19 protein-coding genes are annotated in these 20,066 nt (G+C 52.5%); 4 read left to right on the top strand and 15 right to left on the bottom strand.

Going from position 1 to position 20,066, the window contains the following annotated elements; all coding sequences use genetic code 11:
* Together MKZ07_RS06585 and MKZ07_RS06580 are read left to right on the top strand one after the other, a co-directional pair.
* Window positions 1-1,425 carry a LutB/LldF family L-lactate oxidation iron-sulfur protein gene (locus tag MKZ07_RS06585; RefSeq protein WP_341025206.1) on the top strand — a complete coding sequence of 475 codons (1,425 nt, stop codon included), beginning with the start codon at window positions 1-3 and terminating at the stop codon, window positions 1,423-1,425.
* Window positions 1,425-2,117, top strand: a complete 693-nt coding sequence (locus MKZ07_RS06580) for a LutC/YkgG family protein (protein ID WP_341025204.1) — start codon at window positions 1,425-1,427, stop codon at window positions 2,115-2,117. The genes MKZ07_RS06585 and MKZ07_RS06580 overlap by 1 nt, the downstream gene beginning before the upstream one ends.
* A gap of 38 nt (window positions 2,118-2,155) precedes the next feature.
* Here MKZ07_RS06580 and MKZ07_RS06575 read toward each other — a convergent pair whose 3' ends face one another.
* The 3 genes from MKZ07_RS06575 to MKZ07_RS06565 are packed head-to-tail and all read right to left on the bottom strand — an operon-like array spanning window position 2,156 to window position 4,377.
* Window positions 2,156-2,767 (bottom strand): sugar O-acetyltransferase, encoded by a 612-nt coding sequence (locus MKZ07_RS06575; RefSeq protein ID WP_036694186.1) that lies wholly within the window; start codon window positions 2,765-2,767, stop codon window positions 2,156-2,158.
* A gap of 28 nt (window positions 2,768-2,795) precedes the next feature.
* On the bottom strand, window positions 2,796-3,482 hold the full coding sequence (bshB2, locus tag MKZ07_RS06570; protein ID WP_036693863.1) for a bacillithiol biosynthesis deacetylase BshB2: 687 nt from the start codon (window positions 3,480-3,482) through the stop codon (window positions 2,796-2,798).
* A gap of 22 nt (window positions 3,483-3,504) precedes the next feature.
* Window positions 3,505-4,377 carry a LysR family transcriptional regulator gene (locus MKZ07_RS06565; RefSeq protein WP_076154132.1) on the bottom strand — a complete coding sequence of 291 codons (873 nt, stop codon included), beginning with the start codon at window positions 4,375-4,377 and terminating at the stop codon, window positions 3,505-3,507.
* Between the two features lie 110 nt (window positions 4,378-4,487).
* On the opposite strand from MKZ07_RS06565, the gene MKZ07_RS06560 reads away from it, so the two are divergent.
* Window positions 4,488-5,888 carry an MFS transporter gene (locus MKZ07_RS06560; protein ID WP_341025200.1) on the top strand — a complete coding sequence of 467 codons (1,401 nt, stop codon included), beginning with the start codon at window positions 4,488-4,490 and terminating at the stop codon, window positions 5,886-5,888.
* A gap of 38 nt (window positions 5,889-5,926) precedes the next feature.
* On the opposite strand, the gene MKZ07_RS06555 is transcribed toward MKZ07_RS06560, so the two are convergent.
* The 9 genes from MKZ07_RS06555 to MKZ07_RS06515 form a co-directional block, all read right to left on the bottom strand.
* Window positions 5,927-7,258 (bottom strand): serine hydrolase domain-containing protein, encoded by a 1,332-nt coding sequence (locus MKZ07_RS06555; protein ID WP_341025198.1) that lies wholly within the window; start codon window positions 7,256-7,258, stop codon window positions 5,927-5,929.
* Window positions 7,259-7,354: 96 nt separating this feature from the next.
* A complete protein-coding gene (locus MKZ07_RS06550; RefSeq protein WP_036693866.1) occupies window positions 7,355-7,663 on the bottom strand; it encodes a hypothetical protein in 309 nt (102 codons plus the stop codon).
* Window positions 7,664-7,719: 56 nt separating this feature from the next.
* Window positions 7,720-8,262, bottom strand: a complete 543-nt coding sequence (locus MKZ07_RS06545) for a GNAT family N-acetyltransferase (RefSeq protein ID WP_341025197.1) — start codon at window positions 8,260-8,262, stop codon at window positions 7,720-7,722.
* A 16-nt stretch (window positions 8,263-8,278) separates the two neighbouring features.
* Window positions 8,279-8,977: a bacillithiol biosynthesis deacetylase BshB2 gene (gene bshB2 / locus MKZ07_RS06540; RefSeq protein ID WP_341027901.1), complete on the bottom strand. Its 699-nt coding sequence runs from the start codon at window positions 8,975-8,977 to the stop codon at window positions 8,279-8,281.
* Window positions 8,978-9,015: 38 nt separating this feature from the next.
* The gene (locus tag MKZ07_RS06535; RefSeq protein WP_036693869.1) at window positions 9,016-9,360 is read right to left on the bottom strand and encodes a YojF family protein; all 345 of its coding nucleotides are present in this window, start codon (window positions 9,358-9,360) and stop codon (window positions 9,016-9,018) included.
* 189 nt (window positions 9,361-9,549) lie between these two features.
* A complete protein-coding gene (locus MKZ07_RS06530; protein ID WP_341025194.1) occupies window positions 9,550-10,620 on the bottom strand; it encodes a hypothetical protein in 1,071 nt (356 codons plus the stop codon).
* A 98-nt stretch (window positions 10,621-10,718) separates the two neighbouring features.
* Window positions 10,719-12,143, bottom strand: a complete 1,425-nt coding sequence (locus MKZ07_RS06525) for a sensor histidine kinase (protein WP_341025193.1) — start codon at window positions 12,141-12,143, stop codon at window positions 10,719-10,721.
* Window positions 12,121-12,828 carry a response regulator transcription factor gene (locus tag MKZ07_RS06520; protein WP_036693873.1) on the bottom strand — a complete coding sequence of 236 codons (708 nt, stop codon included), beginning with the start codon at window positions 12,826-12,828 and terminating at the stop codon, window positions 12,121-12,123. The genes MKZ07_RS06525 and MKZ07_RS06520 overlap by 23 nt, the downstream gene beginning before the upstream one ends.
* 264 nt (window positions 12,829-13,092) lie before the next feature.
* Window positions 13,093-13,887, bottom strand: coding sequence for an SDR family oxidoreductase (locus tag MKZ07_RS06515; RefSeq protein ID WP_036693875.1), 795 nt, complete (start codon window positions 13,885-13,887; stop codon window positions 13,093-13,095).
* A 163-nt stretch (window positions 13,888-14,050) separates the two neighbouring features.
* Here MKZ07_RS06515 and MKZ07_RS06510 point away from each other — a divergent pair, with 163 nt between their 5' ends.
* Complete coding sequence (locus MKZ07_RS06510; RefSeq protein ID WP_036693876.1) at window positions 14,051-14,944, top strand: LysR family transcriptional regulator; 894 nt, start codon at window positions 14,051-14,053, stop codon at window positions 14,942-14,944.
* A 164-nt stretch (window positions 14,945-15,108) separates the two neighbouring features.
* On the opposite strand, the gene MKZ07_RS06505 is transcribed toward MKZ07_RS06510, so the two are convergent.
* The 3 genes from MKZ07_RS06505 to MKZ07_RS06495 form a co-directional block, all read right to left on the bottom strand.
* Window positions 15,109-15,429: a MazG nucleotide pyrophosphohydrolase domain-containing protein gene (locus MKZ07_RS06505; RefSeq protein ID WP_036693879.1), complete on the bottom strand. Its 321-nt coding sequence runs from the start codon at window positions 15,427-15,429 to the stop codon at window positions 15,109-15,111.
* Window positions 15,430-15,642: 213 nt separating this feature from the next.
* Window positions 15,643-18,453 (bottom strand): glycoside hydrolase family 2 TIM barrel-domain containing protein, encoded by a 2,811-nt coding sequence (locus MKZ07_RS06500; protein WP_341025190.1) that lies wholly within the window; start codon window positions 18,451-18,453, stop codon window positions 15,643-15,645.
* 11 nt (window positions 18,454-18,464) lie between these two features.
* Window positions 18,465-20,066, bottom strand: coding sequence for a response regulator (locus MKZ07_RS06495; RefSeq protein WP_341025188.1), 1,602 nt, complete (start codon window positions 20,064-20,066; stop codon window positions 18,465-18,467).

Below are 20,066 nucleotides of genomic sequence, written 5' to 3'. Positions count from 1 at the left end.
TTGAGCCTGCAAACGGATTCACGTAGCTTCAGCGAACGGACCGCGGAGGGCCTTGGGGATTCCTTCATGCGCAGTGCCGTGGGGTCGGCACAGGACAGCCTTAAGACTAGGCGGCTGACAGCCGCTACCGCGCTGGGGGATTGGGAGCAGTGGCGGAAGGCCGGCCAGCTGATCCGTCAGCATACGCTGGCGAACCTGGACTTTTATCTGGAGCAGCTTGCGGATAATGTTGAGCGGCAGGGCGGGCATATCTATTTTGCCGCAACCAAGGAAGAGGCCAGCAGTTATATACGGGATGTCATTGAACGCAAGCAGGCGACCCGGGTCGTCAAATCCAAGTCCATGGTTACTGAGGAGATTGAACTGAACCGCGTACTGCTCGAAGCCGGCTGCGAGTTGATTGAGACGGATCTCGGAGAGTACATTCTGCAGATGGATGATTGGGACCCTCCCTCCCATATCGTAGCCCCCGCCCTGCATAAAGACCGGGAGCAGATTAGGCGTGTCTTCGCAGAGAAGCTCGGATACACCGGCGATGAGACGCCCGAGAAGCTGGCCGGGTTCGCCCGCACCGTCCTGCGCCAGAAGTTCCTGGATGCGGAGATCGGGATTACGGGCTGTAATTTCGCCATCGCCAACCTGGGCGCAATTAATCTCGTCACGAATGAAGGGAACGGTGACCTCACCGCCGCTATTCCCAAGACGCATATCGCAGTGATGGGCATGGAACGGATTGTACCGACGATTGAGGAAATGGAGATCCTGGATAATCTGCTCTGCCGCAGTGCTGTCGGCCAGAAGCTGACCAGCTATATCACGGTCATGGGTCCCTCAGCAGCGGGGGAGACCGACGGACCGGAGGAATTCCATCTGGTGGTCGTCGATAACGGCCGCTCGGATATTCTGGGAAGTGAATTTGGCGAAGCCTTGCAGTGTATCCGCTGCGGTGCCTGCCTGAATGTCTGCCCGGTCTACCGCCATATCGGCGGGCATGCTTACGGTTCCATCTACCCGGGTCCGATTGGTGCGGTCATTACGCCGCTGCTTGGCGGTTATGACGACTATAAGGAGCTGCCGTATGCCTCCAGCCTCTGCGGAGCGTGTACAGATGTCTGTCCGGTAAAAATCCCGCTGCATGAGCAGCTTATTATGCACCGCCAGAATATTGTGAAGCAGAAGAGAACCGGCGCTGCCGACCGAATCCAGATGAAGGCCGCCGCTAAGCTGCTCTCCTCCCCGGCCCTGTTCGGCAAAACGCTCAGGCTCGCCCATTCTGCCAGCCGGATCATGAGCAAACATGGACGTATTGTACGGGGACCGGCTATCATTCAGGGGTGGATTGGTTCACGCGACCTGAAGCAGCCCGTCAAGCAGCATGACAGCTTCCGGGCATGGCTGAAGAAGCGCAAAGGAGGGGCAGAGTAATGACAGCATCCGAGAACACGAATATGAACATGAATAAGGAGGCTTTTCTGAATACTATTGCCGCCAAGCTGGGACGGGCACGGAAGTCAGAGGTTCAGCGTCCTCCGATCCAGAATTTCATTCCTGACAGCTACGGTCCGCTTACTCAAGATGATCTTGTAGAGATGCTTAAGGAGCAATGCTTCTTCATCCACACTCAGGTGATTGAGACGAAGCGGGAGCTGCTGCAGAGAACGTTAGATGATCTGATAGAGGCAAGTGGCGGCGGGGCCGTGATGACTTCCGGTGATCCCCGGTTCAGGGAATACGGGCTGGCCTTCCCTGATGCTGCCGTATGGGAAGAAGCGGCGGGACGTGCGGAGAATATCAGGCGTGCTGAATCGGCGAATACAGCCATAGTCTTCGCCGACTGTGCACTTGCGGAATCTGGAACGGTTGTGGTGGAGAGCCGCCCCGATCAGGGCCGGTCGCTCCATTTCCTGCCTGCTCATTATATTGCGGTGATTGAACGTGAGAAGCTGGTGCTTCGCTCCACGGATGCCGCTGTGGCGCTTAACCGGAGAATTGAGGCCGGGGAACCGGTGGGCTCATCAATTAATTTCATCTCCGGTCCCTCCAATTCCGCGGATATTGAAATGAAGCTGGTGGTCGGGGTGCACGGGCCGCTGAGGGCCACTTATGTGCTGATCTGAAACGAATCCTGTCCCTTAAGGACGGTATAGCAGCGACTCTACACGTAGTCAGTGACGTCAAACTCCCGATCCTTATAGTAATATTTCCGGTCTTCTTCCGTGATCTCACGGATAATCCGGCACGGACTGCCTACGGCGATCACATTATCAGGGATATCCTTAGTCACTACACTACCTGCCCCTATGACCACGTTATTCCCGATGGTCACGCCCGGATTCACAATAACATTACCGCCGATCCACACATTGTTGCCGATGGTGATGGCAATCCCGTATTCATAGCCAGAATTCCTGGAATCGGGATGGACGGGATGGCCTGCTGTATAGAGTGATACATTCGGAGCGAACATGACATTCTCGCCGATGACCACCTTGCCTACATCGAGAATCGTACAGTTGAAATTGGCATAGAAATTATTCCCTACGGTGATATTCGATCCATAATCGCAGCGGAAGGGAGTCTCAATATGCACAAGCTCCCCCGTTGCGCCCAAAAGCTTACGGATCAGCCCGTCTCTCTCCTCATGTGCGTCAGGAGAGAGTGAATTCAGCTGATGAACCAGCAGCCGGGCGGCCGTCCGTTCTTCGGTTAATCCGTCCAGCCATGCTTTATAAGGCAATCCTGCGAGCATTCTGTCTTTCTGATTCATAGGATTCATATGTTATTCCTGCCTTCTCTTAGTGTTGTGTGTTCATGGGGTAGGTCCAGAAGGCTTCATGCCCGAAGCGGAGCTGAATCTCTTCGGCCGTCAGCACCTGATTGCCGACAAGCTCCGCCGCCTGGAATTGCGAACGGTGTGCCTGGATAGAGGCCATCTTCTTGTCCAGAAATGCGGTGACATCGACATGCACATCCGGGAGGCCGATATGCTTCTCATGGCCAATAGCGAATGCGCCGCAGTGAACCACCGGACGCTCCGCAGGCGGCATCTGCCGGACCGCCCGGATAACCGCTGCTCCTGTAGCATCATGATCCGGGTGTACGCTATAACCGGGATAGAAGGTAATCACAAGCGTCGGAGCCAGCTCATGGATCAGCGCCAGCAGTGTCTGATCCAGCAGCTGCTGATCCTCGAATTCAATCATTTTATCGTGGAAGCCCAGCATCCTTAAGTCTTGTATGCCGATAGCCCGGCAGGATGCCCGCAGCTCTTCCTTGCGGATCTCCGGCAGCGTCACCCGGTTGGCAAACGGCGGAATCCCCATATTGCGCCCCATCTCGCCTAGCGTCAGGCAGGCATAGGTTACTTCTGCGCCTTGCTGGATATACTTCGCAATAGTGCCAGCCGCTCCAAAAGCCTCATCGTCAGGATGCGGAAACACCACCAGTATGCGCTTATGTTCTGTAGTCTGTGTATCGTTCATAGGTTCATCCCTCCCGGTGACATCATAGCTTAGCGAAATACTCCATAACAACCTCACGGAAAATCAGGCCCGCCTGTGAAATATAGCGGTTCTTATGCCACAACAAGGCGATTTCCCTGACCAGTCCCTCGTCTTCCAGCGGAATCAGACGAATATGATCATGCGCATTCCTTGCCGTACCCGGTATGAAGGCTAAGCCGATTCCGGCTTCCACCAGGTCAATCAAGCGGGCCGGTTCGTCTCCCTCATATACATAGCGTGGCAGGAATCCTGAAGCCTGGCAGACGGAATCCACCAAATCTCGAATCCCGTAGCCTTGTTTGACACCCACAAACCACTCATTCTTAAGCTCTATCAAGCCCAGGCTCTTACGATCTGCCAGAGGGTGGCCGGCTGGAACGGCAAGGTGAATATGATCATTACAGACCACCTGACATTCCAAATCCTCCCCTCTGACCGGAGGAGAGGACAAGCAGAAATCAACTTCTCCCCTCTGAAGAAGGGTAATCATCTCCTGCATGGGCAGCATTTGTACGTGAAAATGGATATCCGGCAGCTTGAGCCGAAACTCCCGGAGGATACCAGGCAAGGTACTCGCAGTGGTTACCGCTAATTCAAGAGTGCTGGACACAAGGCTGGACAGGTCCTTAAGCTCCTGCCTCCCCTGCTCCAATTCAAACAGCGCCTTCTCCGCACGCTCAAGAAATCTGCGTCCCGGCTCATTTAACCGCAGCTTCCTCCCGCTCCGGTCGAACAATGGGACTCCGAGATCCTCCTCCAGCCGTTGAATGGTCTTGCTAAGTGAGGATTGAGTAACATGCAGCTTGTGTGCAGCCTCGGTCATATGCTCCAGGCGGGCAACCGCGATGAAATACTGCAATTGAAGAAGCTCCATATCCGCCTCCATTCATTCCTTCAAGTCTATGGAATTATACCATGAAATGCGTTGGAGTAAATAACTCTTATCCTGTACGATAACTGTACAGTACTTGAGGGGGAATAACAATGAATGCACGAAATTGGTGGTTAATGATATCCGTTGGGCTGGGGATGATGCTTAACCCGCTTAACTCTTCGATGGTGGCTGTGGCGATCCCCAGGCTGCAGCACGCGTTCAAGCTTGAATTCACTGTGGTTTCCTGGATTATTTTTTCGTTCTATATCGGCAGTGCTATTGCCCAGCCTGTTATGGGCAGAGCGAGCGATATTTTCGGCCGCCGGAGAATTTTCCTGGCGGGACTGGTGATCGTCTTCGCAGCCTCCCTGCTCACGCCTTTGTCTCCAGGCTTCGGGGGGCTCATCGTTCTGCGGGTTGTCCAATCCATTGGAACCAGTATGGTGGTTGCGGTGGGGATGGCAATCATCCGGGTGAATATTACAGACAAGCAAGCGTCCGCGCTGTCGGTGCTGTCCATGTTCACATCGGGAGCAGCTGCGGTAGGACCTTTTATCGGCGGGGTGCTCGTCCATGTGTGGGGATGGTCTTCTATCTTCTATATTAACCTTCCGTTTGTAACGGCCAGCTTCCTGTTAGCCTGGAGAACCATCCCGCAAGACAAGCCGTCAGCAGATATAGTAACCAAGCTGTCCCTAAGGCAATGGATGAACCGGATAGACGCGCCTGGAATTCTACTGTTCACCATAGGGCTGGTGGCTGTGCTTGCGCAGATGCTCTCCGCCAAGTCCTCCGGTCATGTCTCCCTATTCAATATCATCATCGGACTGTCCGGGCTCATCCTGCTTATGATTTTCGTAAGGCATGAGTTAAGAACAGCTATGCCCTTCATTCCTCTGCGTACCTTCGCCAGATCTCCCGGGCTGATCCGGGTCAATGTTGAATTTATGCTGGTTAATCTATTATTTTATTCCGTCTTCTTCGGTCTGCCTTCTTATTTGCAGCTCGTTCGTCAGGTCAGTGAATTCCACACAGGGCTGCTGATGTTAAGCCTGGGTCTAAGCTCGCTCGCCGTTTCTCCGCTGGCCGGAAGATGGATCGATGCCTCCGGGCCCCGGCCAGCGCAGACCGTATCGGCCATCCTAATGGCCCTTGGGTCTGTATGGATCGTAATGCTCGATCCGGCTTCGCCTGTCATCAGTATTCTACTGGCTCTGGCGGCCTTCGGAATCAGCAACGGGCTGAATAATGTGGCCATGCAAGCGGCCTTGTTCAACAACTCGCCGAAAGAGCTAATCGGGGTTACCTCCGGCTTATTCAGTACGTCCAGATATTTCGGAACCATCCTCTCCTCTCTGCTGATCGGAATCGTTATAGGCAATCCGTTCAGCTTCAGGGGATTCCAGGTGCTGGGGATGATCCTTACCGTCATTGCCCTGTGTCTGGTGTTCATGTCCCGGCGGCGTTCTCTAAAGCCCAAAAACTCCCTTCACAGTCTTGATGACCGCTAGGGAGTGCTTAGAAGACGGGTCTAACCCCGCTGGGAAATCTAGGCTTCGTCCTGAAGCTGCTGCAGCTTGCCGGCAACGGCTTCACTGTCCGGGTATATAGCAGCAGCGCAGGTAAGAATACGTATCGCTTCCTCCCGGTGACCGCTATAACTTAAGGTATCAGCAATCCGCCTAAATTCAAAATCCGCCTCATAATACTTATCCTGCTCTGAGCGCCGGATACGCTGGTATTCGTTAATGGCCTCCCCTGCACTGCTGGTTATAACGGTCTTGGCAAGATGATGCACCATCGACTGCTTTAGCTGGCAGACCTCGATACCCAGCAGCAGATCCAGAATAGGACGGGTCACACTGCCCAGCCACACATGGTCACAGTTGGTCATTATGGAGATGCCGAGATTCTCATCCGGTAGCAGAATCAGCTCACTGAGGAATCCGGTATCCCATCCGGAATGCGAGAGCATCCGGGAGCCATTATAGCGGCCCAGGAACCAGCCCAGACCCACATCTTCATGCTCCGGCCCCCAGCCTGTAGCCATAGTAGGACTCCACATCTGTTCATAGCTGCCGGGTTGTAGGGCATTATATCTGTCCTCAGCCTGCCCCTGCCCGAGGTGCATCAGCATATATTGGCACATCTCCTGTGCATTCGTATACAGTGTGGAGCTGGGAGCATGCGCTCTATTGTAAGGGAACACTTCGCTTACATAGGGTCCGTACCCTCTAGAGTTCCTCAGTACATGGGGCGCAGCCAGCACCTGTTCAACCTCCATTTTCAAAAATGAACTCGTGCTCATTCCAGCAGGCTCCAGAAGATGCTGCCGCATATACTCCTCGAAGCTGAGGCCGCTAACCTTGGCAATCAGATCCCCTAGTATCTCATAACCGATATTACTGTAAGCAAAATGAGTACCCGGATCACTCATTAAGCCATGGCGGCGGATGCCTCTGACATACCGTTCAAGACTTCCTTCATCATATTCAGGCCGGTCCCAGCCATAATCGTCCTCATCCGGCATCCCGGAGGTATGATTCAACAATTGTCTCACCGTAAGCTGCTGATAGCGTTCGTCGTGCATTTTGAAATACGGAAGATAGCTCACTATAGGTGAGTCCAGCTCTACCTGCCCACGCTCTGCCAATTGCATCACAGCCGTAACTACGAAGGTCTTGGAGACAGATGCCTGGTGAAAAAGAGTACTGCTGACCACAGGCTCACCTGTAGACACATTAGCGCTGCCATATTCTCCTGTAAAAAGAACCTCGTCCTCACTAACGATCCCCACCTGCAATCCGGTAAACGGTCCATTCTCCATAAAGCGGGTCAGCATCGTGTGAAGCTCTTGTACCCTGCTATGATATGTATTCATTCTGGTTCCCCCAGTTCTTATATGTACTGTATCAATATAACATCCGGGGAGCATACAGAATGTGTAAAAAACAGCTTAATCTGAACTTTACTCAGCTTACCCCTCAACCACATCTGCCCGCAGGTCCGTGGCAATCTCAAGAATCACAGACACAATCGCCTCCATGGACAAGGCCACGTACAGCTCACCCATGTACAGCCGGAACGGGTACTCCGCCCCCTCATGACTCCACATGAAAAAATCCCCTTCGATCGACATCGTGCTCTCCGCACCTTGCACAGTGTAGACCTGTGAATAGCTGAAGCCGGATTTAGCGGCAAAGTATCGCTTGCATTCCTCCAGGGTTAGCGCCTGCTCTGCATTCTCTTCCTGCATGGAACGGGTAATTCGTAAACGCTGGCTCATTGGTGATCCTCCACAATGTTAATATTTATGGTGCTAATCTGTTAGTGTTAACTCCGTTAACTAATATCCGCCGGGTTGATGATTGCCAAAATCTGGTGGTACTTCCATACACTGCGGATCTTCACATTCAGCCGGGCAATGCCTTCTTTGTGGAATCCTGCATTCTCCAGTACACGGATAGAACCGGGATTATCCGGTGAAGCTTCCCCTGTAATCCGGTGGAACTTCAGCTCCTCGAAGGCATAGCGCACGACCTGCTTCACCGCCTCCGTCATATAGCCTTTACCGTTATATTCCTTGTCCAGACTGTACCCGATCATACAGCTCTGCAGCGGTCCCCTTACCACAAAAGACAGACTGACACTGCCGATGATCCGGCGGTCAGCCTTGTGAATGACCAGAAAGTCGTATCTCTCATCTGCTGCCCGGAACTCTTCATACTGCGCAAGCTTGTCCCGCTGGTACTGCTCTGTATAGAAATCCTCGCTGATCTCTGGGGAATGCTCTTCAAAAAATTCACGGTTACGCAGGTACATCCCCATCAGCTCAGCGGCATCTCCCGCCTCAGGGTACCGGATGTATACCCGTTGTTCTGACATCTCTAGGCCTCCATTCTTAATTGCACAATGCCGCTTCCTCCGGCTGTTCCTTGCATTCTGAGAACCGGTAGGTCCAGAAGCGTTCCGTTCCGTATTTGCTGCAGATTGCTGGCTCGGTTGGCTTAAGGCCGCCAAGCACCTTCTCCGGCTGGAACTGGGTGCGGTGCGCCAGAATGGAGTTTATTTTGACAGTGATAAAAGGCGTTACATCGGTGACTACATCGGCTGCTCCAATCCGCTGCTGATGGCCGTTCGAGAAGGCGACACTATGTACGACCGGACGTTCCGCAGCGGGCAGCCGGGCAATGGTACGGATCACCGCAGCACCAGTGGCATCATGATCCGGGTGCACGCTATAACCGGGGTAGAACGTAATAACCAGCGAGGGGGTAAGCTCCTTCACGAGCGATTCAATCCGGTGATCCAGGCGTGCCGGTTCTTCGAACTCAATCATTTTGTCATGGAAGCCCAGCATCCTCAGGTCTTGTATCCCAATGGCCTTACAGGAAGCCTCCAGCTCCGCTTGGCGGATGGCCGGCAGGGTCGTGCGGTTCGCAATGAGCGGAACGCCCATGTTCCGGCCCATCTCTCCGAGTGTCAGACAGGCATAGGTCACCTCTGCACCTGCTGCGATATACATCGCCAGTGTCCCGGATACGAAGTAGGCCTCATCGTCGGGATGGGGAAGTACAACCAGGATTCTTGCATGTTCCATAGATTTATTATTCACGGCTAGTTGTTCCTCCAATTTCATTAAAAAGGGCTGCGGCTAAGCTGCAACGCCACAATCAGCTTGCCCTGACTGTCATGACCGGCTAGAATCAGCCGCTCTGTATCGTGCTCATCCACATGGGTTAGTCCTTCGGCGTAAATCCAGCCTTGCTCTGTCTTCAGACCGACCCGGTAAGGTCCTGTCCCTGAGATGGAGCCGTTCGTATAACGGATCACCGCATTGCTGATGAACGCCGAGCCCGGGGGACGGGTGCTGTCGATATGACTGGCATAAGCTCCTGTTGTGAGCTCAAGATGGATATATAGATCCTCAGAGACGAAATCGTCGATTCGGGTCTGAATGGCCTGGGGTTGAATGAGTTCCATAATGTCCTCCTAAAGTGTATAAGAATAGCTGGTTCCAGTGCATTCATTATACATGAAATCCCCGAAGCTCAAAACCTGGAAGAGTTGCACCGGCTATCCTGTCCAAGCAAACGAAAAAGAGCCTGCCTAAGGAATTCCATGAATTCCTTAAGCAAGCCCGTTGACGGGAAGCCCCTTTTCCACGCTTAATTACAGACTTACTATAGAGAAGACCTTATTGTTATGAAAATAGACGTATTGGTTGCCGTACACCAAATAATTATCTTTAATGCTGTCCGGATCTCCCCAGCATAGTAAGAGTTCTGTCATCGTCATGCCGCTGACCGCCCGCTCTTCACGGATGGCAGACCACATTTTATCGCTGATCTTGAAGAGGGTGCGCGGATTCTGGAAACATAATATTTCATCTAAATAAGTAACATAGCTCTCAGCACTATCAATCTCTATTGGAATCTCCTGCCCATTGGCCCGGCGAATGATGATTTCTAGATTACCATTTGTAGGATTGGAGCGGAAGTTGCTGATGGTCACTTTCTCCAAGTTTTTGAAAAGGCTATTGTTCATATTAGGATTTCTGGTCCATACGGTTGTTCCATTATAGACTTTTTGCAGAAGCTGAAGATGGGTGGCGGTGTACATAGTATTGTCCACATATTCATTCAAATCCAGGACCCATTCGGTTCCGGCTTCATTTTGCAGCACCAGGTTCTGATTGTAGTCATCGATGTACTGTACACTCTTCACCCAATGGCTTCCCGGATGTCCATATAAATAGACCTTTTTACCCAACACAGTGCCCATCGTACCTGGCAGCTTGCTGATCGCGTACAGCATACTATTGCTCTTATTCTTGCCATCCTCTGTGCTCCAGACGAACAACGCTATGGCGCTGGAGGCATATTTGCCATCGATTGCTCCGAACTTGAGCAGGGTTTTGAAGGCTACGTAATTGGAGCTTTTGTAAAGAATAGAGTTATCCTTGTTCAGCTTGGTGCTTCCTTTGCTGCCTGTGAGCGTTACGCCAGTGGTATCCGCCGCCACAGTGAAACCCGGAATCTGTCCGGCCAGCTTAACCGGTACATAGGCAGAGCCATTCACGAGTACAGATTTGACTGGCGAAATAAGCAGGCTGCCTTCGACAAACGTAGCAATCTCCGTATAGTCCGGTGCGGCTGCGGCCGCTGCCTGTCCGGCGCCTCCCGGATAGACCAGTCCGAGCGCAAGCAGCAGAGTGGTGAGCAGTAATGCAAGTTTTTTCATAGATGTTCTAATTCCTTCCCCCAATGTAAGTTAGGTGCCCCGGCAAGGTGCCGGAATCTTCCAGATCAGTACATTCGACAAGAAGTTAATTATTTCCTCTACTTCGGGATACGAATCACAAATACTGTTGGCTCCGCTTCCCTGCTCTCCAGCTGCAGCGAGCCCTCCATCTTCTCCACGTTCTTCTTGGCAATGGACAAGCCCAGACCGGTTCCTCCGCTGGCCGTTGTCCGGGCCTCATCCCCCCGCACAAACGGATCAAAGATCGTAGACCACAGCTCCCTCGGAATGCCGACTCCATTGTCCGCAATCTCGATCCTGATCTGCGTGTCCTCAGGAATCACAGATACCCGGATGCGCGTCCCTTCGGGATTATAGGCGAGGGCATTAGAGATCAGATTATTAATGACACTGGCGAACAGCTCAGGATCATAACGGGCATAGAGCTCTTCTTCGGGCACCTGCAGGTGAAGCTCGAAGTCTTTTTGCTCAATCTCGCCGTAGGTGTCGGCAATAATCTCCCGCAGATGATCGCCCAGCTCAAGTCGCTCTATACGGAGGATGAAATCCGGTGAGTCCAGCTTAAGCAGATCCAGCATATGCGTAATGAGCTTCGTGACCTGAACGGACTTGGTATAGATGTAATTCAAATATTTCGTCTGCCGCTCAGGGTCTGTAACGCGTCCTTCGATAAGGGCCTGCGCGTACCCCTGGATGCTGGTTATCGGGGTCTTGAGGTCATGGGACAGATCGACCATCAGCCGCTGCTTGCTTGTCTCGGCCAGGCGCTTCTCCTCGGTGGTCTTCTCAATCACATCAGCCATATAGTTGAAGCTGTGGCCAATCCGCAGGAACTCGGTCTCTGCATACAAGGCAATACGCGTGTTGTAATGCCCTTCCATCATACGGTTCAAGCCTAGATTCAGCACCCGCAGCGGCTTCTTGATCCGTCTGGAGACCCAATAGCTGTACACAAAAATCAGCAGCAGAATCAGCCCGCTGACCAGGAATACATAAAAGAACACCGAATGATTCAGATAGGAGACCAGAAACTCGTTGTTAATGGAGATATTGATTACATCGCGGGGAATCTTAAGCAACATCCAGGCTGCCCCGCTGTCCTGCTCCGTAACACTCGTAATAGAATAGTAAAAAGGTTGGCCCCTGCGGTTCTCCAGTCCCAGATACAGCATGTCCTCGTCATAAGCTTGAATATCATCCTGCTTCTCACCAATGACCTGAATCACCCGCTTGCCGGAATCCAGCAGCTCCAGCCAGCCTCCGCTCTTCAGCAGACGCTCACTCTCCGGCCCTTGCCCCAGCTCCTCCCGGTACGTCCCGGCCTCTACAGACAGATTGGGATCTGGCGTCATCCGCTCCCGGATAACCTCAGCAATATCCTTTTGCACGAATAGATAGACCACTAACATCAGCATAAGCAGCATACAGTTGAACAGCAGGAAGTCGATGGTTAGTGACGTCTGCAGCGGGCGGTTATCTCTACTTTTCCACGGGTGCTTCAATTTTGTACCCCAATCCCCTGATCGTCTTCAGGTATTCCGGTCTCTTGGAATCTCGTTCGATCTTGTCGCGGATATTGCTGATGTGCACCATAATGCTGTTGTCCTCGTAGACGTAGAAGTCTTCCCAGACCGTCTCATATATTTTCTTGCGTGTAAACACACGGCCCGGCTGCTGCATCAGCAACTCCAGGATTTTATATTCAGTAGAAGTCAGAGCGACGGCCTCCCCGGCCACCTCAACCTGACAGGTGCTCCGGTCCAGCGTCAGCCTGCCGAGCACGATCTGCTCATTCGGCTTCTCCTCTTCTGCTGCCTTGGCATCGAACTGATGCACCCGCCGCAGCATGGCCCCGGCACGCGCCACAATCTCCAGCGGATTGAAGGGCTTAGCGATATAGTCGTCCGCTCCAAGCTCAAGCCCCAGGATTTTATCATGATACTGGCTCTTGGCGGACAGGAACAGTACAGGGAATTGCTCATGCTCCCGAATCCGCTTCAGCAGCTGCAGCCCGTCCATCCCAGGCATCATAATGTCCAGTATCGCCAGGTCAATCTTGTTATTCTGCATCCGCTGGAGCGCTTCAATTCCGTTCTCTGCGGTCAAAATCGTATATTCCTTCTCCAGATACAGCTGCAGAAGCTCAACAATCTCCGATTCGTCATCGGCTATGAGAATGGTATACATGGTGAATCCCCCTCTATCTTGTCATGCAAGCCGCGCTCTTTGTAACTATAGCCTGCCATTCTTAATCCAGTCTAAACCAAATCTAAAGAAAAGATAAAGAATTATTACAACTTAAAGCTAGGTCATCGCTGCGGTGAACATTTGGACTTCCGGCCGCTGTGTCAACAGAAAACAAAAAATGAACAGCTGCTCAGCCAAAAATGGCTGAACCGACTGTTCTAAATGGTAGAGTTAGTTTAAGCAGAGCCTACAGTCAGCTTCAACTTACACCGTAGGTACAGTTCCCCCGTCAATCACGTACTCAGCACCCGTAATGGAGGCTGCGCGGTCGGAAGCGAGGAAGGCCACCAGCTCGCCCACCTCCTCAGGGAAGCCGGGGCGTCCGATGGGAATGCCGCCCAGCGCGTCCATTACCGATTGCAGCGCACTTTCCACACTGCCTGTCACCTCCGCGATACTCTTCAAGAAGTCCCCGGTTGCTTCGGTTTGAATGAAGCCCGGCGCGACCCGGTTCACCCGGATACCCTTCGGAGAGAATTCCTTAGATAAGCTCTTGCTGTAACTGCTTAAAGCAGCTTTGGCGGCTGCATAGGGGATGGTCGATTCGATCAGCGGCATCACTCTTTGAATGGAAGAGATGTGGATGATGACTCCCTTGCCCTGCTCCAGCATGAGCGGGATCAGCCCCCGGTCCAGCCGCACAGCTGCCAGCAGGTTCAGATTCAGCGCATCCATCCAGTGTTCATCGGATGCTGCGAGAAATCCCCCAGCTGGTGTTGAGCTGCCGCCAGCGTTATTCACCAGAATGTCGATCCGCCCGAACCGGGCCTTGACTGCAGCAATGACCCGCTCCACGCCTTCGGGCGTGGACAGATCGGCCTGGACGAACAAATCAGAAGCGGGCCCTTCCGCCGGAAGTGTCCGGGCAGTAGTCATAACTTCAGCGCCTGCCGCTGTGAACCGGGCAGCGATTGCCTGTCCCATTCCCTTGGTACCGCCTGTTACCAGGATTCTTTTACCTTCGTATTCTGTCAGCGGACTAGCATAAGTTATAGCCATCGTTACAGCCTCTTTTCATTAGGGATTCCTCAGGATAGGCTGGAAGTCCAGCCGCCCTAAGGTCTATATGTATATATTAGACTTGATTAATATGAGCGTCTAATTTATTATTTTCATTAAATTCATGAATAATATTAATATATAAAGGGAGCTGTCTGTCTACATGGAGCTTACACAATTGGAGTATTTTCTGACCGTAGCCCGGCTTGAGCATATGACCTCTGCGTCCAAAGCGCTGCGAATTACGCAGCCTGCCTTGAGCCATGCGATTTCCAAACTGGAAAGTGAGCTGGGGGTTCCTTTATTCGAGCGTAAGGGCCGCAATGTCCAGTTAAACCGCTATGGGGTTATGTTCAGTTCGCGGGTCGAAGAAGCGCTGCGCAATATCGGGAATGGGGTGCGGGAGATTGAGGAGTCGTCCAATGCGGACAGTGGAACCGTTCATCTGTCTTATCTGAATATTCTTGGCGTGGACCTGATCCCATCGCTTATCAGAGACTATCAGGCAGATCATCCGAAGGTACGGTTCGATCTGTATCAGGGGAATCACGGGGATATCGACGAAGCGCTGGATAACGGGACCTCGGATATGCTGATTACGTCCAGAGAGACTACGGCGGAGAATAAGGAATGGATGGTGTTTCGCAGATTACCGATTTATATTGTGGTCTCCAGCTCCCACCGGTTCGCAGCGCGTTCCTCGCTGAGTCTGTTCGAGCTGTCAGGTGAGCCGTTTGTAGGACTGAAAACGAATTGTGGACTCAAGAACACAATCACCTCCCTCTTCCAAAATACTAATTTCGAGCTGGCCTCTACCTATTATGCTGAGGATCTGATTACTGTGGCCGGCTTCATCAAAGCCGGGCTCGGCGTATCCGTGCTTCCACAGACGCTGGGACTGATGCTTGACGGTCTGGTCTGGATTCCCATCCAGGAACCGGGCTGGGAATGGGAAGTGGGCCTGCAATGGCGACGGGACCATTATCTGTCCCCCGCCTCCAAAAGGTTCATGGAGTATATTCAGCAGAGTAGAGAAGTATCCGACTTAAACTTGTAAGTAATACCCTAAACCATTAATACCTTAACCCATTGCACGCTGAGAGTTTGCCGTGCACGCCTGGTTAAGGTACATATGGTTTGCTTAATTGCAGCAGCTTAGACTGCCGCTCCAGGAAGAGGAATAAATCCATCTGCCAATTCAGCCATCTACCATTGTTTATTTTAATTTTCTGCGTAACGTGCCTGAAGCTTTTGTTTATGCGATATTAGGATATCTTCAAGCGATATATCATATTTATTTGCGATCACAATGAGATTTCCTAAAACATCTCCAAGTTCTTCTGTTAATTCAGATTTTTTCTCTAGAAATGTACCTGCAACCTCATCTGGACGATCCCTGCCAATCTCCAGTGCACGAATTGCACGAGCTACCTCCCCGGTTTCCTCAGCAAGAAATCCAATACGGACAAAGATATCCAAGTCTGACCAGTTGCGATTCTTATAATATTCCTTAACCCATTGCTGAAATTCAATAATATCCATATTTCCCTCCGGTATAACTAGATTACTAGATCTCAAAAGCTCGAAAATAACAATACCATACTGAAGCTTAACAATCTATGTAGTCAATTTCATCGGTTGTATTCTATAGAAGGAATATTTATAGCGCGAAGCATATGAATTCTGAAGTAATATCTAAATAAAGAGCTGCCCCAATAGCCGCTTCACGGCTTAGAGACAGCTCTATCAAGTCTGTTAGCGAATCAATGCCTGAAGCTCTTCAATCGTTGCCTGGTACTGGGGCTTGAAATCAGTAGAATTCATATAACCGGCTATACTGGTCAAGAATTGTCTGCCTTCAAGAGTTGCGCTTACCTTAGCGGCGTCCAGTGCACACAACAGCAGGTTACCGTTACCTACACGGCACTCCGTGAGGAAACTCAGCTTGTGGTTACGCTCGAAATTATCGATGGTCTGTACGATAGGATTCCAGCTGCGGTCCGCCTCGTCCATGATAAGCGATTTGGAATGCTCCACGATAGTCCACCAAGGATAAGTGGAATGCGCCTCGCTCGGGAAATCGCGCAGCACCGGATGCCGGTTATCGATCAGCAGGCCCATTGTACCAATTGGAACCGGACGGTTCATGCTCTCCGAGATCGAGCGGAACATCGGGTAGCACCAGAAATCCGTACAATAATAGCCTTCAATTCCGTTCTGAACCGACTGCGGTTCCGGCAGCAGCAGCACGTTGCCGCCTTGCTCCAGCAGGGAGACTGCCTGCTCAGACAGCTCTGTGAACACATGGATGCCTTCAGCTTCAAGCGGGTTATCGCTCTGCTCAGGATATATCCACAAGTCGTAGCTCTTACGGATATCACTTCCTTGAACCCGGAGCGCCAGCTCCGCACGGCTCATCCGGTCAACCGCCGGAAGCTCAACCGCCAGATCACAAATGTCAATGTAGTGGGTTCCGGCAGGAATAAAGGCTCCGGCTGAGCCCGTTGTCCGAACTCCTCCTTCAACCGCGAGTTCCCAGTGAAGCTCGATGGCATCCGGCATACCGCTGCGGAAGCAGCTCAGCTCCACATGGGCCTCGAAGGTCTCCCGGGCGGCGTAGTTATACTTAGGGAATCTTGCCAGCAGTACTGCATCATTACAGAAGGTCCGCCACTCTTCCGGGCTAATCAGCCCCTTGGAATCCATGAAGGCATCCAGAACACCGACGAGTGCTGTACCCTGGCCGCTGAAGTCCTGGAGATCCAGAAGCTGGAACCCCGCTAGCCGGCGGGAACGGAAGGCAGCCTCAAGCTCTTCTTTGTAGCAAGCGACAGCGAGCTGGCCGGAGCTTTTGAAGTATGCATCGGCCAGATGGCCAAGCCCCTTACTCTCCAGCCGTTCGCGGAAGATGACGAAGTTCCCGGCCTTCAGCGGGCCTGTGTACTTCCCGATCTCCTCGAAATCCGGAAACGTAGCATACTGGCCAATCTCATGCGAAATTACCGGAACCTGCGGTATCCATTCACCGGATTCACCGCCGGATTGTACTGCCTTGGCTCCGGTACCGTACTGGATCAGGATCTCACCGCCTGCTTCAGCAGACCCGGCTTCACCGCTCCCAAAGCCCGGCGGAACAATCTCGTCCTCGTAATCCTTCATTGTACCTGGCAGTGAGGTCTGGACATGGCCGAGCGGAGCATCGCACATGGCATATGACCCTCTGAATAGCCGATCGCGTGTGAAGCGTACGCCGCTGAAGAAGTCATCATGCTCCAGCACTTCCGGGACCCACTGATGGTTGTTGGAGCCTTGAGTGTAGAGCGGTCGGTCATCGAACGCTTTATAATCTGCAAGGAAGGAATCAATCCGCTCCTTACTGCCCCACAGCTCGTTGCCCAGTGACATCATCACGAAGGATGGATGATTGCCGAACTCCCGCAGGATGGCATATCCTTCGCTGATCAGATAATCCTGCTCCGCCTGATTATGCCCTTCGTCCGTCTCTACTGTAATCGTGCCCCAGAACGGCAGCTCCGGCTGCATGTATATTCCAAGCAGATCCGCAGCGGTGAACGCAGCTTCCGGCGGGCAGCAGGTATGGAAGCGGTAATGGTTAATGCCGTAAGATTTCGCAATACCCAGAATCCGTACCCACTCTCGGGCGTCAGTCGGAGCATAGCCGGTAAGCGGGAAGATCAGGCCGTCATGTTTGCCGCGCAGGAAGGTCTGCTCGCCGTTAATGGTGAACTTATCGCCTTCGGCCCGGAATGACTTAAGCCCAAAGATCACCACCTGCCGATCCACGGGAATTCCATCGCTGCCCATGAGAACAAGGGTGACAGTATACAGATTGGGAGCGAATTCACTCCACAGCAGCGCACCCTGACCCAGTGCATAGTCTATATTGAACGGCCCAGGTGCGATGACATATTCCTGTTCCTCTGCGGAATGTGTTGTCTCGCTATTGAAGCTACTGGCAGATACTGCGAGTGTAGCACCTTGCATGCTCTCCAGCGTTGCCGAGATCCGCACCGAACGTGCAGGCAGATCAGACTTCAGCCTGATGCCGCTAATCCGGGCTTCTCCATAGAACTGCAGCTCCATCCGGCCGGTTATCCCGTTCCAGTTGGTCTGGGTGTCCGGCGAGGTCATATGCCCGCCTTTGGTCGGATAGCCGGTGTTGTCCACCCGGATGGTAAGCGTATGACTCCCGGATTGCAGCTGCGGCAGCTCATATACATGTGCAGTATTCAAACTGTCACGGCTGCCGATCTCCTCACCATCCACCCAGAGAGTGGTAAGCCTTGTACGTTCCAGATACAAGCAGCAGTGCTTATCCGCCAGCTCTTCCGGAATCACAACCTCTCTGGAATACCAGACCGGTCCTTCATAACGGTATTCATCCGTCAGAGCGCCTACCAGAATTTCCTCATTCTTCGGCCCTTTGCGGGCGTAAGAGGTAGTTCCCGGCAGCATAATTACATCGGTAAAAGGTACTACCAGTCCCTTCCTCTTCTCTTCCAGCTGTAGCTTCCATTCGCCTTCAAGGCTGATCTTTGACAGCACTATTATCACTCCTAGTAATAGTAATCTCTATACTCTTGCGGGGTGGTACCCGTGGTCTTTTTGAAAAGAAAGGTGAAATAAGCCGCCGTCTGAAACCCTACCTGCTCCGCCACTTCATACACCTTGATGCCAGGATCACGGAGCAGCTCCTTGGCCTTATTCATGCGTGTTTCCTGGACATATTCGGAGATCGTCTGGCCTGTTTCTTTTTTGAACAGCACGCTTAAATAACTTGAATTGAGATGGTACAGCCCGGCCAGCTGCTTCACCGTCAGATTCTCCTGCAGATGTGCGGCCAGATGCTGCCGTACCTGCTGGATCAGATGGTGCTGCTGCGCAGTCTGCTCCTTCTGCTTATGCTGTGTATAATGGGCGAGATATTCCAGAACGGCCTTCCGCACTTCCTCCACTCCGTTGCAGTCAATTAAGCGCTGCCACATCCGAATGTTCGTTTCGGTATCCGTTTCCTGATTCCGCTTAAGCTTGCGCGCCAGCTCGCTGAGCAGTCCCATGCCGAACGCCTGCACATAAGAGAACGAGATGGGCTCTCCGCCCATCATCTCAAAGGCATGGCCTGTATAAGCCGACGCCTTGCTGTTCTCCCCCAGCTCCAGCAGCTTGACGATTTCCGGAATATACTCCTCACGCAGCCGGAAGTCGTGATATTCGTTCATCAGATGCCGGTCACAGTATACAATCTGCCCGTATGCGGCAAGCCGTGCATCGGCAATTATATGCCGCACCTCTTTATACAGGAGCGGAATTTCCATCCAGCTGCACGCCTCTCTGCTGACCCCGACCGTAACTGAAGCATTATATTGTTCATGAAGCACTTCCTGTATGAAGATTAACTGCTTCTCCAGCCTGGCCCGCACCTCTGGAACCGCTTCCAGAACCAGCACAGCAGTCTCACCTGCTCCCGCTGTCCCGATATACGCGCCGGAGAAGCCGTCCAGCCCAAGCTTCACCGCATTTTGCAGTCCTTCACCCAGTAGAATCTGCTCCTTGGCATCATGACTATGATGCAGGTGAAGAGTGTCACAATCGAACAGGAACAGCGTAGCCTGCCACTCTCCTGCCGGAAGATCAAGCAGACGCCGCCATGAATCCAGCAGTTCATCACTGTGAATCCAGCCTCCGGTCAGATCATTAATGAATCGCTCCAACAACACTTCCCGGCTCTCTGTAACCTTCTCTCTGAGCAGGGCTGTTTCCTGCTCCAGCCGTTTTTTCTTCTCAGCTGCTGCGCGGAGGGCCTCCAGCTTCTGTTCCAGCTCCTCCGTCTTGACCGGCTTCAGCACATAGGCCTTAGCCCCAAGCTGAATCGCCTCCTGCACGAATTCAAATTCATCGAAGCCGCTAATGATTATCGCCTGCATAGACTGCTGCTGCGGATAATCAGCCAGAATTCTGGCGAGCAGCTCAATTCCGGTCATCCCGGGCATCGCCACATCGGTAATGAGCACATCCACTTTATTCTCCTGCAATACTTTAAGCGCTTCCATCCCTGAATGGGCGGTAAGCGGCTTCCTGTAGCCAAGTGCCTCCCAGCGGATATGCTTGAGCAGGCCTTGAATTTGCATAGGCTCATCGTCAACAATCAATGCACGCAT

The sequence above is a fragment of the Paenibacillus sp. FSL P4-0338 genome (assembly GCF_038002365.1).
Taxonomy (GTDB): domain Bacteria; phylum Bacillota; class Bacilli; order Paenibacillales; family Paenibacillaceae; genus Paenibacillus_AQ.
Note: the sequence above shows the minus strand (reverse complement) of the source record. Positions and strands in the feature narration are given on the sequence as shown.